Annotated in this window: 11 protein-coding genes and 1 other RNA gene; 10 read left to right on the plus strand and 2 right to left on the minus strand. The window is 42.2% G+C overall.

Annotated features, from left to right (window positions below):
- Positions 1–3: 3 nt before the first annotated feature.
- Together AAFN85_RS23835 and AAFN85_RS23840 are read left to right on the plus strand one after the other, a co-directional pair.
- Positions 4–2,097 carry an ATP-binding protein gene (locus AAFN85_RS23835; protein WP_347530240.1) on the plus strand — a complete coding sequence of 698 codons (2,094 nt, stop codon included), beginning with the start codon at positions 4–6 and terminating at the stop codon, positions 2,095–2,097.
- A gap of 160 nt (positions 2,098–2,257) precedes the next feature.
- Positions 2,258–4,336, plus strand: a complete 2,079-nt coding sequence (locus AAFN85_RS23840; protein ID WP_347530241.1) for a tetratricopeptide repeat-containing sensor histidine kinase — start codon at positions 2,258–2,260, stop codon at positions 4,334–4,336.
- A gap of 127 nt (positions 4,337–4,463) precedes the next feature.
- Here AAFN85_RS23840 and AAFN85_RS23845 read toward each other — a convergent pair whose 3' ends face one another.
- Entirely contained in the window at positions 4,464–5,825 is a 1,362-nt protein-coding gene (locus AAFN85_RS23845) for a GH1 family beta-glucosidase (RefSeq protein ID WP_347530242.1), read from the minus strand.
- Between the two features lie 298 nt (positions 5,826–6,123).
- Here AAFN85_RS23845 and AAFN85_RS23850 point away from each other — a divergent pair, with 298 nt between their 5' ends.
- The 8 genes from AAFN85_RS23850 to AAFN85_RS23885 all read left to right on the plus strand — a co-directional run bounded on the left by AAFN85_RS23850 (position 6,124) and on the right by AAFN85_RS23885 (position 12,754).
- Positions 6,124–6,591 (plus strand): DinB family protein, encoded by a 468-nt coding sequence (locus tag AAFN85_RS23850; RefSeq protein WP_347530243.1) that lies wholly within the window; start codon positions 6,124–6,126, stop codon positions 6,589–6,591.
- 44 nt (positions 6,592–6,635) lie between these two features.
- Positions 6,636–7,046, plus strand: coding sequence for a hypothetical protein (locus tag AAFN85_RS23855; RefSeq protein ID WP_347530244.1), 411 nt, complete (start codon positions 6,636–6,638; stop codon positions 7,044–7,046).
- Complete coding sequence (locus AAFN85_RS23860) at positions 7,046–7,696, plus strand: SCO family protein (protein ID WP_347530245.1); 651 nt, start codon at positions 7,046–7,048, stop codon at positions 7,694–7,696. Before AAFN85_RS23855 ends, AAFN85_RS23860 begins: the two co-directional genes overlap by 1 nt.
- Positions 7,693–8,109, plus strand: coding sequence for a cytochrome c (locus AAFN85_RS23865; protein WP_347530246.1), 417 nt, complete (start codon positions 7,693–7,695; stop codon positions 8,107–8,109). Before AAFN85_RS23860 ends, AAFN85_RS23865 begins: the two co-directional genes overlap by 4 nt.
- 333 nt (positions 8,110–8,442) lie before the next feature.
- An RNA gene (gene rnpB / locus AAFN85_RS23870) (RNase P RNA component class A) lies at positions 8,443–8,827 on the plus strand.
- 182 nt (positions 8,828–9,009) lie between these two features.
- Positions 9,010–10,395: a sigma-54 dependent transcriptional regulator gene (locus tag AAFN85_RS23875; RefSeq protein ID WP_347530247.1), complete on the plus strand. Its 1,386-nt coding sequence runs from the start codon at positions 9,010–9,012 to the stop codon at positions 10,393–10,395.
- Between the two features lie 98 nt (positions 10,396–10,493).
- Positions 10,494–10,964: a hypothetical protein gene (locus AAFN85_RS23880; protein WP_347530248.1), complete on the plus strand. Its 471-nt coding sequence runs from the start codon at positions 10,494–10,496 to the stop codon at positions 10,962–10,964.
- 164 nt (positions 10,965–11,128) lie between these two features.
- Positions 11,129–12,754: a hypothetical protein gene (locus tag AAFN85_RS23885; RefSeq protein ID WP_347530250.1), complete on the plus strand. Its 1,626-nt coding sequence runs from the start codon at positions 11,129–11,131 to the stop codon at positions 12,752–12,754.
- Here the strand turns inward: AAFN85_RS23885 and AAFN85_RS23890 are convergent.
- On the minus strand, positions 12,751–13,617 hold the full coding sequence (locus AAFN85_RS23890) for a fructosamine kinase family protein (RefSeq protein WP_347530251.1): 867 nt from the start codon (positions 13,615–13,617) through the stop codon (positions 12,751–12,753). The genes AAFN85_RS23885 and AAFN85_RS23890 overlap by 4 nt on opposite strands.
- Positions 13,618–13,699 lie beyond the last annotated feature (82 nt).

The raw sequence follows: 13,699 nt of genomic DNA on the forward strand, positions 1-13,699 counted from the left end.
TTAATGTTTTCGATCCCCCATCGCCTAAACAAATTTAAACTATCACAATGCCGCCGGGTATACTGGCTGGCAACAGCATTGTTGTTGTTTTTTTTCTCGTGTAAAAACAAGGTTAATGATACAGGCGGATACTCGGCAAGTTTTAAGCCAATATTTGATACAGTAACGCTCTACAATACCACCTGGAAAAATCCCCACAAGGCTATCAAATATCTGGATTCGGCATACAAATTTGTAAAAGCACCCCTTGTGGGCGATCGCTTCCGTTACTACGCCTTCCATTTTCTTTACAACCGCAAAGAACTACATAATACTAAAGCTGCTATAGCATATGCCGATAGCATGCTGACTATTGCCAAAAAAAGCGTAAACCAAAAGCAATACCAGGAACAATACGCTGAGGCAAGCTTTGCCGCCGGCGATGCTTATTCCGACCTGCAACAGTACGACGAAGCCTATAAGTATTTTTACCAGGGATATTACATAGGTAAAAGCGGCTTGGACGATGCTATCTTAGCCGAATACACCTACCGCATGGGCATGATGCTATTTAAGCAGGGGCATTTTCGCGAAGCGGCCAACTACTTTAAAATAAGTTACAAGCAAAGCTTTGCTTACCACGATACTTTTTTAGCCTTTTACCAAAGACAGGAATTAATTGATAATATAGGCGAGAGCTATAAAAACAGCGGCGACATTGACAGTGCAAAATTATACCTGCAAAAGGCACTTGATTACATTAACGACAATGCGCAACGCTTTAACGATGATCCGGCTAAACTGGAGATAGCACGCGGTGTTGTTTACGGTAACCAGGGAGATTTAGCTTTACTTACTAACGACCACGCCCGGGCCGAAGAGCTACTAAAAAAAAGCATCGCCATTAACCTTTTGCCCCGCAATGATAACCGTGACGCACAATTAACCGAAATAAAACTGGCGCGCCTGTACCTTAAAACCAACCGGGTAAACGAGCTATTCAATATACTGCAAACCCTGCGTACCCAGCTTGATACGCTCAAAAACGAAGAAGCCGAAACCAGTTGGAATAAGCTGATGAGTAGCTATTACGTAAACCAAAAAAATGAGGATAACGCACTTCGTTATTTAAAAAGTTATTCGGCGTTAAAAGATTCGTTGTCAAAAAGGGCATTAACCTTAAAGCGTACTGATATCAGTCAGCAACAGGCCAGCCTGGATAAACAAGATAAGATCGAGAGCCTTAAGGATCATAACACGTTACAGCTCATTTACATCTATTTAGCGGTATTATTTTCGGTGATGGCGGTGATCATCATATTTTTAGTTTTCCGAAACCTTAAGCGTTCAAAAAAAGATGTTATCGCTGTAAAAAAACTAAACAACCAAATTAAGCTACAAAAAGCTGAACTGGAAAGTACATTGGAAGACGTAAACCTGGCCACCCGCGAAAAAGACAGGATCCTGCGTGCTGTAGCACACGATCTGCGTAATCCGCTGGGAGGGATCGCGGCGCTATCATCGGTTATGGCTGATGATACGAACAATGAAGAGCAGATCAGTTTGATCAACCTTGTAAAAGAAACATCATTCAACTCGCTTGAGTTGATCAATGAAATTTTGGAGGCGGCTAATACAGCCAGCATATCCTTTAATAAAGAATGGGTTGAAATTAACAGCCTGGTAAGTAATAGTGTTGAACTTTTGCGTTTTAAAGCCGCCGAGAAAAAGCAGGAAATTATACTGACCCCACTCGATAACCCCACCGAGCTACTTATAAATCGCGAAAAAATATGGCGGGTAATGAGTAATTTAATAAGCAACGCCATCAAGTTCAGCCCAAAGGGAGCTGTGATCAATGTATATCTTACAGAAAAGGATAACGGCGTTGAATTATGTGTTGAAGATCATGGCATAGGCATTCCCAACCAATTGCAAACCCAGGTATTTAATATGTTTACCGATGCCAAACGTTCGGGAACTGATGGCGAAAAATCTTTTGGCCTTGGGTTATCTATTTGCAGGCAAATAGTTGAAAAACATAGTGGCAAAATCTGGTTAAAAAGCGAGGTAAATGATGGATCAACCTTCCATGTTTACCTCCCTACCGAAGCTTAACCAGGCATGTAGTATTACTTTATTTTTTTAATCTGATTATAAATTTCTTTATAGATAATTAATTAACAATATTCTTAAAAACTCTGCGGTTATTTTTAAAATTATTTTTAGTTTAACCAAGTGTTTATAGCACCAACCAACCTGCCATAATTTAACTTTGATGTTTATAAATAAAGGCTTTACAAAAAAACGGCTATCCGGTAATTTATGGATATGTTTCCTTACTGCCTTTATTTTTACATTAATAAGTTCATGTCAGCATCAGCAAAAAGGGCATTTATCATCATCGGCCTACAATAAAATAGCAGATACCGCAAACAAGTTATATGATAATGGACAGTACGAAAAGGCTGTTCATTGCCTCGACTCGGCCTTTCATGAATCAACCGCGTTAGGTTTTAAACAGGTTTATAATTATTACTTTTTCATTTACAATTATAACCTGCATATCAAAAATGATAAGAACACGGCTTTACTATATGCCGATAGTATGCTCAACATTTTTGATACCCCCGAAAAGAAGCTAAAGTTCACCAACGAATACGGGCAGGCCCATTTATCAAAGGGGGATGTTTTATTTGATCTGCGCCGTTACAACGAAGCTTACGGCTATTTTTATAGCGGTAAAGTAATTGCCAATAACAACCTGGATGATTGTACTCTTGGTGATTACAGCTATCGGATGGGCATGATCTTATACAAGCAGGAACGGTACGGCCGCGCGGCGCGCTTTTTTAAAAAGAGTTTTGACGAAACCGCTGCCTGCGATGGCAGTTTCAACTACTTCTATCGTCGCCAGGAGCTGCTTAATAACACCGGCCTTAGCTATGGCAAAAAACTGATGAACGACAGCGCCATGTATTTTTACAATAAGGCGCTTGAATATCTTGAGCAAAATAAAGCGAGGTTTAAAGACAAGCCTCAAATGGGCGAAGTGGCCAAAGGTGTTGTTTATGGCAATATGGCCGATATTTATCTCAGGCAAAAAGATTACGACAGGGCTAAAAACCTGCTTAAGAAGAGTATAGCCATTAACCTGCGTAAGGGCAATGATAACTCCGACGCCCAATATGCCGAGCTTAAACTTGCCGCTATTTACGATGATCAAAACGCTAATGACTCGCTTCAGAATATCCTGAATACCATCAAACTACAATTTGACAGCGTTAAAAGTCCGGAAGCTGAACAGGATTGGAACCTGTTGATGTCGCACCAGTTTTCGAAGCTGAATAACCCGCAGCAGGCTATGCTGCATTTTAAAAAATATGATGAGATCAAGGATACCATCACCAGCAACAACCGCAAACTGAAAGAAGCCGACGTTGCCGAACAAGTGAAAAGCCTTGAAAAAGATAACGAGTTTAATAACCTGAAAAAGAATAACGAGCTACAGCACTTGTACCTGAACGTAACAAGCGTTTTCGCTATCATGCTCATCGTTATCATCTCACTGATATTTTTTAACTGGCAAAAATCAAAAAAGAACATCAAAATGCTGGGTGGGCTTAACAACCAGATCAACAACCAAAACCACGATCTGGAAAAAGCCCTGAACGAACTACAGTTAAACAGCCAGGAAAAAGACCGCATATTACGTACCGTGGCCCACGATTTACGCAACCCTATTGGCGGCATAGCATCGCTCACCAGCGTAATGAGCGAGGAGGATTATACCGACGAGCAAAAGGAAATGATCAAGCTGATCAAAGAAACCTCCTTCAACTCTATCGAACTGATCAATGAGATATTAGAGGCCACCAATTCTACATCGGTAGTATTAAATAAAGAACCGGTTGAGATCAATTCCCTGATCAGTAACAGCGCCGAGTTGCTTCGTTTCAAAGCCGCAGAAAAGCAGCAGGTTATCAGCCTTGTAATGTTAAGCCAATCGATGGAAATTTGCATCAGCCGGGAAAAGATCTGGCGGGTGATCAGTAACCTCATCAGCAACGCAATTAAATTTAGTCCAGTAGCATCGGCTATTTTGGTGAAAGCTGAAGATGCCGGGCATGAAATAGAAATCTCAGTAAAAGATAACGGGATAGGCATACCTGATAAGCTTAAAAATCAGGTTTTCAATATGTTTACCGATGCTAAGCGTCCGGGAACTGCGGGTGAAAAATCATTTGGGCTTGGCCTTTCCATCTGCCAGCAAATAATTGAAAAGCACGGCGGCAGGATTTGGTTTGATAGTGATACGGAGAACGGTACTACGTTTTATTTTACGCTGCCTAAATAGGAGCTGAAAGCTCCCCCCGATTCGTGTCTCCACGAATCGCCATCAGCGTCGCCAATAGTACTTTATCAGCATGCGGTCGTGAAGACACGACCACCGGAAGAGCAGATTTGACTTAGAGAGGAATAACCTACCCTCTCAAAAACTCCCCATACCACCGTCCCGAAGCTTTAACAGTCCGTTTTTGCGTAGCGTGGTCAACATGGATCAATCCAAACCGTGGGTGATAACCTTCGGCCCACTCAAAGTTGTCGGTTAGAGTCCAAACAAAATAACCATCAACTTTACAGCCTTCGTTTTTAGCTTTTAGCACCTGTCTCAAATAATCTTGCAGGTATTGTAGTCGTTTAGGATCGTTTACCTCTCCATCGGCAAGCGTATCCGGAAAAGCCGAACCATTTTCGGTAATAATGATCTTTTTAACACCCGGATAAGCATCATATTTTTTGATCATATAATAGATAGAAGGCGGATAAACCTCCCAACGCATGGCAGTCAGATCAACACCACGCTTTTCGGCCTTAACCATGCTGGCGTGGATGTAGGGCGTAAAGAATGAGTATTTTACAATTTCGCGGGTGTAATTCTGGATACCGATAAAATCAAAATCGAAAGCCAGTTTATCTTCATCGCCAGGGTAGAAATATTTCTTTAAATCTTTAAGCGCAGGCAAATCAGCTATTGGATAGCCCATACCCAGCAAAGGCTCAATATATAAACGATTAATCAGGGCGTCGGCACGCACGGCTGCGGCTACATCCCTTGGCTTATCAGTAAGCGGTTCAATTTGCGAGCATGAAAAAGTGGAGCCTATCTGGGCTGTTGCAGGCAACAATTTGCGTAGGATCCTCCCTCCTTCGCCAATACTTAAAGTAACGTGGTGAATAGCCGGAGTAAAATTTCTCATTCCGCTGCGGCCGGGCGCGTGGATGCCGAAAAAATACCCGGCACCGGTAAATACTACCGGTTCGTTCATTACCATCCAGTGCTTTACCCTATCGCCAAAACTCTGGGCGCAAATGGTTATAAACTCGCTAAACCAACTGATAGATTCACGGTTTGTCCAGCCGCCTTTTACTTCCAGTACGTGGGGCAGATCCCAATGGTAAACAGTAAGCCATGGCTCGATGCCTTGCTTAATGCAGTAATCAATAACCCGGTTATAATAGTCAATACCTGCCTGGTTAACCTTGCCGGTACCATCGGGTAAAATACGTGTCCAGGAAATGGAGAAGCGGAAATTAGGGATATTGAGTTGCTTGATCAGGTCGATATCCTGCTCGTAGCGGTTATAAAAATCGCAGGCTTCGATGGCGTGGTCGCCATTTAGTATCTTTCCTTTTTTGGTGGTAAACACGTCCCATACGGATAGGCCTTTACCATCTGCATCGTGAGCGCCCTCAATTTGAAATGCAGCTGTAGATACGCCCCATTCAAAGTCGTTGCCAAAAAGATCCTTGCTTAAATGTATATCCCGGTCAGTAAGTTCCATTAATTTGAGCTACAAAAGCCCAAAAGTGCAATTATATTTATAAATGAAAAACTATAAATGATAACTTAATGTATGAACGACGAACGCATACTTTTAAGCATCAGCCACTGGCGAAAACCGGTGATCAATTTTGAGATATTGAATATGAATTTCATAACATTGCCTTTTAGTTACAACATAAAGGTAGTTAGCAGATGTTTGCTGAATATATAAACTATGTTATATTATTGTTAACCAGCCTATTCATCAACCAATATACAAAATCAATATTAAATTTTCAGTTATTTTTTTGATGCACATGAAAGCATATTTTATCAAAATGTTCGGCTATAACCGGTACACCACCGAACAAATTTTACAGGCCATGGAAACGAACGGCGCGCCGGCTGTTACCTTAAAATTAATGACACATCTGCTCGCTGCCGAGCTTATTTGGCTGGAGCGATGTACGTTGGTGCCTCCTACCTTGCCGTCGCCCTGGCCCCAGCAGTTTTCTTTAGCGCAATGTAAAGATTTGGTTGCATCGAGATACGGAGCATGGATCGATTTTCTGAACGGACTGACGGATGCTGATTTCGACAAGGTTATCCTATACAAAACCTTTAGTGGAGATACGTTCAAAAACGAGCTGAATGAGATCATAACGCATGTAATTAATCACGGCACGCACACCCGCGCGCAGATAGGCCAACAGTTAAAATTTGCAGGGGCTGAAACTTTACCTACTACTGATTATAGTTATTATTTAAGGCTGCTAAACAGCTAAACATTTACCATATTTGCAGGGTTCCACACGCTATCATATCAACTATGAAAAAATCATTATTAGCGCTTTTGGCCGGCATAGCTTTAGCCGGTTGCACCGATACCAAAAAACAAGAGAAAGACCTTTTAAACCAGGTTATAGCCGTACACGATAAAGTTATGGCCAGCGACGAGCAACTGATGAAAAATAAAATGTTGCTGGATAGCCTGATCAAAAATAACTCGACAGCTATCAATAAAGATTCGGCACAGGTTTACCTGAAATTGGTTGATGATGCCGATAATGCCATGAGCGATTGGATGCACCATTTTGATGCCGAAAATAAAGGCAAATCACACCAGGAAATTATGGATTATCTGGAAGCGCAAAAAAAACTGATAGCCAAAATAGATACACAGATCAATACAGCCGTTACCGGTTCAACTAAATACATTACCCAAATACCGGCCAAATAATGAAAAAATTATGGATAGGCTTTATAGCATTAGCGCTATTTAACGCCTGCAGCCCGAGCAACAACAAAACGGCACTACCCATTTTAGGTAATAAAACTACCGAAACCAAAACCGTTAATGGCAAAACAGTAACCGATACCGTTTATCAAACCATACCCGCGTTTAAGTTTGTAAACCAATACGGCGATACCATCACCAACAAAAGCCTGGACGGCAAAATTTACGTGGCCGATTTCTTTTTCACCACATGTCCTTCTATTTGTCCGGTTATGCACCGCAATATGCTGAATGTATATAAAGAGTTTAAGGATGATCCTAATTTCAGGATCATATCGCACACCATCGACCCCAAATATGATACCGTACCGGTTTTAAAACGCCATGCCGATAAGCTGGGCATTACAGGCGATACATGGTGGCTGCTACACGGCGAAAAAGGTGATACTTACGGCATAGCCAAAAGCTACCTGCAAACTGTATCCGAAAAAAATCCCAAAGGCGAATTTATTCATGATGGATTTTTTATTTTGATCGATAAGCAAAAACGCATCCGCGGCACCTATGAAGGGACTGACGCTGCCGAGGTTACCAAAATGATAGGCGATATCAAAATACTGAAAGCCGAGCCGGATCAAATTGCCGCTAAATGAAACTGAAATTAATAGGTACTTTGATCCTGCTTGTTGGCGTGATAGTAACATCATGCCAAAGCGACCAGGAGATGGAATTTAACCGCTACTACACGGCAGGCAGCTTGGTTTACCAGCAGCATTGCCAAAATTGCCACGGCGATAAGGGACAAGGCTTACAGTCGCTGATCCCTCCACTTACTGATTCTACCTATTTAAAAAACAACAAAGCCAAACTGGCCTGCATTGTTAAAAACGGCCTTGAAGGAAAGGTAACCATCAACGGCCGCCTGTTTGATGACCAGATGCAGGGTGATGACCTTACCCCACTGGAAATTGCCAAAGTTTTGACTTATATCAGTAATTCGTACGGAAATAAACTTGGCACCATGAACCTCGAACAGGTACAGAGTGATTTAAAGAACTGCAAATAGTTTTTTAAATCACAATTGATAGTTAGTCAGGACAATCAGCTTTAAACTTACTAACAGTTAGGAGGCACCTACGGAGCCAAAAAATGTCCCTCTCTTTTCCTATAAACATGATACTCCTATGGAGTTATATGGCGAATATTTCAAACTCCGTAGGATTACCATGTTTGTAGCAATGATTACGGCATTTTTGGCTCCGCAGGTGCCTACTTTTTAAAAGCGATTTCTCTGAATAGCTGATAACGGATAACTGTTTTGATTCGCAAAACTGTTATCCGTCAACCATGATCTGTCAACTCGCTCCCCTCCAACCCAACTAAATTCCCTATCTTCGCAACTGCAAAACGTTCTATCGCTGCCAGCTTGTATGGCGGAGGAAAGTCCGGGCAACATAGAGCATCCTGCTTCCTAACGGGAAGGCGTCGGCAGCCGACGACAGCAAAGTGCCACAGAGAAAATACCGCCCACTTAGGTGGGTAAGGGTGAAAACGTGAGGTAAGAGCTCACGGCATAACCGGGCGACCGGAGATGACGGTAAACCTCAGGAGTTGAAAAACCAAATAGGTCCCGAAAGCGGAGCTGCTCGCTCCCGTATCAGTCGCAAGGCTGGTCGTTGGGATGGGTAGGTTGTTTAAACTTGTTAGTGATAACAAGGCCAGATAAATGATAGAAGTTGCCTTAATTGGCAATACAGAACCCGGCTTACAGGTTTGCTGCTGTACTACCCCTTGCTGTAAAGCGAGGGGTTTTTAGTTTGTATCCATCAACTTTTAAAAAAAACTTTACAACCTTGCAAACATTTATGCGCTTTAAACCTTTTTAGCACATTAAAAGTGTTTGTTTTTCTATACAAACCCTATATATTAGCAGCAGAAGATAACTACCTGGATTTAAATATAAAACATGGCTAAAATTTTAATAATTGACGATGAGCGGTCAATCCGGAGCACGCTTCGCGAGATATTGGAGTATGAAGATTATGAAGTTGAAGACGTAGATAACGGCGTTGACGGTTTACAGCTTATTGAAAAAAAGGATTTCGACCTGGTATTATGCGATATAAAAATGAACCGCATGGATGGCATGGAGGTATTAACCGAAGGCCTTGCCATTAAACCCGATCTTCCTTTTATCATGATCTCCGGCCACGGCACGGTTGAAACCGCTGTTGAGGCCAGCAAAAAAGGCGCGTTCGATTTTATTTCGAAACCGCCAGATTTGAACCGTCTGCTCATTACCGTACGTAACGCGCTTGATCGTGGTAGTTTGGTTGTTGAAGCCAAAGTTTTAAAACGTAAAGTATCTAAGGTCCGCCCTATTTTAGGCGAATCGCAGGCAATTATTAAAATTAAAGAAACTATTGATCGTGTGGCCCCTACCGATGCCCGTGTGTTGGTAACCGGTGCTAATGGCAGTGGTAAAGAGTTAGTTGCCCGTTGGCTGCACGAAAAATCAAACCGTTCAAGCGCGCCTATCATCGAGGTGAACTGTGCGGCCATTCCTTCCGAGTTGATAGAGAGTGAATTGTTCGGCCACGAAAAAGGATCATTTACATCAGCCATTAAACAAAGGATAGGCAAATTTGAATCGGCAAGTGGTGGTACGCTTTTCCTGGATGAGATCGGCGATATGAGCCAATCGGCCCAGGCCAAAGTGTTACGCGCCCTGCAGGAAAGCAAAATCACCCGTGTGGGCGGCGAAAAGGAAATTGATGTTGACGTACGTGTTGTAGCGGCAACAAATAAAGATCTACTTAAAGAAATTGAAGCCGGTAACTTCCGTATGGACTTGTACCACCGCCTTAGCGTTATCCTGATACACGTACCACCTTTGGTTGAACGTAAAGATGATATCGCCCTGTTAACTCAAAGCTTTTTGGATGAGATCTGCAGCGAATATGGTATGCCGGTTAAAAAGATCTCGGATGCAGCCCTCGAAGCTTTAAAAGCTTTACCGTGGACAGGTAATATCCGCGAACTACGTAACATGGTTGAACGACTGATCATCCTGAGTGATAAGATCATTACCGATAGCGATGTGAAAGCATTTGCCAACCCGTCAGCACCAGCTGCGGTTGTTGCAGGCGAAGCCGCAGCAGCTGCTCCTCAAACAGATTTCGACCAGTTTAATAACTTTCAGGAATATAAGGACTATGCCGAGCGCGAGTACATTAAATTCAAATTGGAAAAAAACAACTGGAACGTATCAAAAACTGCCGATGACATCGATATCCAACGCAGTCACCTGTACAGTAAGATCGAGAAATTCGGCCTGAAACGGAACGAATAGATACAACTTTTGAAATTATTTTAAAAAGCATGGGCAAAAATATTTGTCGATGCTTTTTTTATGCTATCATTGTATATCCAATAACCTTTATTAACACCATGAAAGCCTACTACTTAGCCTCATTTTTATTATTAAGCTTAGCAGCCTGCAACAATCAATCAAAGGAAGTTACAGAAACACCTAAAGCGACAGCAAACACTCTTGATGGTACCTGGCACCTCATCTCGAGCAAAAGCATCCAGAAGGGAGATACCACTATAACCACTCCACCAAAAGATCAGGAAATGTTTAAGATGTTTAACGCTACCAACTTCGCGTTTTTTACTCATGATCTGGCACATGGTAAAGTAGCCAGCCCTGTTTTTTCGGCTGGTGCGGGCACCTACACCTTAAATGGCGATGATTATGCCGAGCACCTCGCTTACTGCAACGCCCGCGAGTGGGAAAACAAAGATTTTAAATTTAAGCTCACCATTAGTAATGATACACTGGTACAAAAAGGCATCGAAAAAGATGATAGCCTAAAGGTTGACCATGAGATCATTGAGACTTATGTGAAGGTGAAATAAGTTCGCCAACCGGACTTTGCAGACTTACGAAGTTTTAAAAACTTCGTAAGTCTCAGCATGCATTGCCATCTCGCTTAATCTCCCCCCTCTACCATCACGTTTTATTATACCATTTTTATTCCCCTCAATTATTTGTAGCTTTTCACCATAAATACCAAAGCTGCATGTCTATCCTGTTTCATTATAAAGCACTGATAACCTTATCGTTGTTTGGCTTATCGCTTAATCGTTGCCATACGCAAACTGCCGATAGTACTAAAAAAAGCGCCCAGGCGGTTCCAAATAATAAAGTGCTTTCATCTGCCCCATCAGTAGTTCCTCTTAAAAACATGTTCGGGGTAAATACCTATGAGTGGAATTTTTTGCAGGATCCGGCAAACCCAAACCTTAAAAGTACCATTTACGAAACCAACATGTCGCTCATTAAATCCTTCAGCGGCATCAGGCATTATCTTAATTGGGGGAGGATGGAGAGCACTAAGGGTAATTACACCTTTAGTCCTGCGCATGATGGCAGTTGGGATTACGATCTGATCTACACGCGCTGTAAACAGGACGGCATTTTTGTTTTGGCCGATATCAAAACCTGTCCGCCGTGGTTGGTGGATACTTATCCTAAAGATATGCAGGATAAGGAGAACGCGCCACTCCCCTATGGTTCAAACAAAAGTGATCCGGCCAGTTACGTTGAACAGGCCCATATGGCCTTCCAGTTTGCAGCACGTTATGGTTATAATAAAAATGTAGATAGGTCATTAGTTAAAGTTGATGCAAGTACCCGCTGGCCAAATGATCCGCCCAACCATGTAAAAATAGGCTTAGGGCTTATAAAATATGTGGAGTGCGATAACGAGCGTGATAAATGGTGGAAAAGTGCCGCAACCGAACAAACTGCCGAGGAGTACGCGGCTAACATGTCGGCGTTTTACGATGGCGATACGGGCAAGCTTGGTAAAAATGCGGGCGTAAAAAATGCCGACCCTAACATGCAGGTAGTAATGGGCGGCTTAGCTACAGATGATGTGAACTTTGTACAAAAAATGATAGATTGGTGTAAGGCTAACCGTGGTTACAGGCCCGATGGAAGCATTAACTTATGCTTTGATGTTGTTAATTATCACTATTATAGCAACAACGGCAATATTTTAAAGCATACCAAATCAAACACAGGTATAGCCCCCGAATTATCAATGGCAGGCGAAATTGCCGATAGCTTTGTTAAACTTGCCAATTCGTTAAAAACTCCAATACCTGTTTGGGTAACAGAAGCAGGTTACGATATAAACCAAGGCAGTTATCAAAAAGCCACCTACGTAGGCAATAAAACTCCCGTTGAAACCCAGGCCGACTGGATACTGCGGACATCTTTATTATACATGCGGCATGGCATCCAACGCCTTTTCTTTTACCAGCTTTTTGATGATACCCCAAATGCCGATGTACAGTATGCAACATCCGGCTTGGCCGAGAATGGCAAACGCCGCCCCGCTGCCGATTTTATTTTACAGGTAAACAAACTTTTGGGCAACTTCACTTATGCAGGTACTATAAATGCTGATCCGCTGGTTGATAAATACGTTTCCGGTTCAAAAACAATGTATATACTTACAGTACCCGATCAAAAAGCACGTACCAATACTTATGTACTTGATTTAGGCACAGTGAAAGCCAACATTTATACTTTAACCAAAGGAGCTAATGATGCTGCTAAGCAAACTGCGAGCACAAATAATGGCAAGTTAAGTGTAAGCGTATCCGAAACGCCAATAATTGTGGAGGGAGTAAATTAAACAAAAGCTGCCAGGTTTTGCCTTACCTGCTGGGCATAGCTACCGCCAAACAGATTTACATGCACCAATAGCGGATATAAATTCCAAAGCTTAAGTCGCTTTTGCCATCCGGGTTGCAAGGGAAATTCAGCGTTATAGGCTTCGTAAAACGCGTTATCGAAACCACCGAATAGTGTGGTCATCGCTATATCAAACTCACGGTTGCTATAGCTTACAGCAGGATCTATCAGGTAAGGTTTTCCGTCAGAACTGATCAGATAGTTTCCTCCCCACAGATCGCCATGAATAAGTGAGGGTGCCTCTTCAATAAACAGATCCGGAAGTTTGTTATATAGATCTTCAAAACGGCGCATGTCCGTTTGCGAAAGTTCATGATTATCCACAGCCATTTTCACCATAGGCAGTAAACGTTCGGCAATAAAAAAATTAGCCCAGCTATCATGCTGTTTATTGCTCTGATGTAGAGAACCCATGTAGTTATCTGTAGCAAAGCCAAAACGCGGGGTGGCAGTACGGTGCATCTGCGCGAGTTGTTGCCCTAAAGCCTGTGATGCATAGGCTGTCGATTGCCCTGCATCTATCCATTCCATTAAAAGAAAACTCTCATCCCCTACCTCTTCATCAAAAATAATATCAGGCACGCCAATGGCTTTCGTTGCCTTAATGGCTGCTAATCCCTCTGCTTCACGTTTAAACATTTCGGGGAATTTGTACCTGTTGTTTATTTTGATAATATAGTCCCCGCCTGTCGATTGTAAACGATAAACCTCGTTAATATCCCCGCCACTAACCGGACTGGCAGCCTTAATATCTACGTTTAGTTTTTGTTTAATGATATTTATAATAGCTGCAGATACGGGCATTTTAAGGGACTGATATTTAAAATAGGCCTTTCAAAATAGTTAATTTATTAGCCGGTGCAAATTATCAGTTTAAAAAGTTATT

The sequence above is a fragment of the Mucilaginibacter sp. CAU 1740 genome, from assembly GCF_039839285.1.
Classification (GTDB): domain Bacteria; phylum Bacteroidota; class Bacteroidia; order Sphingobacteriales; family Sphingobacteriaceae; genus Mucilaginibacter.

Excerpts from the sequence above, each read along its gene's own strand:
- AAFN85_RS23835 (WP_347530240.1), top strand. The coding sequence starts at position 4 with ATGTTTTCGATCCCCCATCGCCTAAACAAATTTAAACTATCACAATGC.
- AAFN85_RS23840 (WP_347530241.1), top strand. The coding sequence starts at position 2,258 with ATGTTTATAAATAAAGGCTTTACAAAAAAACGGCTATCCGGTAATTTA.
- AAFN85_RS23845 (WP_347530242.1), bottom strand. The coding sequence starts at position 5,825 with ATGGAACTTACTGACCGGGATATACATTTAAGCAAGGATCTTTTTGGC.
- AAFN85_RS23850 (WP_347530243.1), top strand. The coding sequence starts at position 6,124 with ATGAAAGCATATTTTATCAAAATGTTCGGCTATAACCGGTACACCACC.
- AAFN85_RS23855 (WP_347530244.1), top strand. The coding sequence starts at position 6,636 with ATGAAAAAATCATTATTAGCGCTTTTGGCCGGCATAGCTTTAGCCGGT.
- AAFN85_RS23860 (WP_347530245.1), top strand. The coding sequence starts at position 7,046 with ATGAAAAAATTATGGATAGGCTTTATAGCATTAGCGCTATTTAACGCC.
- AAFN85_RS23865 (WP_347530246.1), top strand. The coding sequence starts at position 7,693 with ATGAAACTGAAATTAATAGGTACTTTGATCCTGCTTGTTGGCGTGATA.
- AAFN85_RS23875 (WP_347530247.1), top strand. The coding sequence starts at position 9,010 with ATGGCTAAAATTTTAATAATTGACGATGAGCGGTCAATCCGGAGCACG.
- AAFN85_RS23880 (WP_347530248.1), top strand. The coding sequence starts at position 10,494 with ATGAAAGCCTACTACTTAGCCTCATTTTTATTATTAAGCTTAGCAGCC.
- AAFN85_RS23885 (WP_347530250.1), top strand. The coding sequence starts at position 11,129 with ATGTCTATCCTGTTTCATTATAAAGCACTGATAACCTTATCGTTGTTT.
- AAFN85_RS23890 (WP_347530251.1), bottom strand. The coding sequence starts at position 13,617 with ATGCCCGTATCTGCAGCTATTATAAATATCATTAAACAAAAACTAAAC.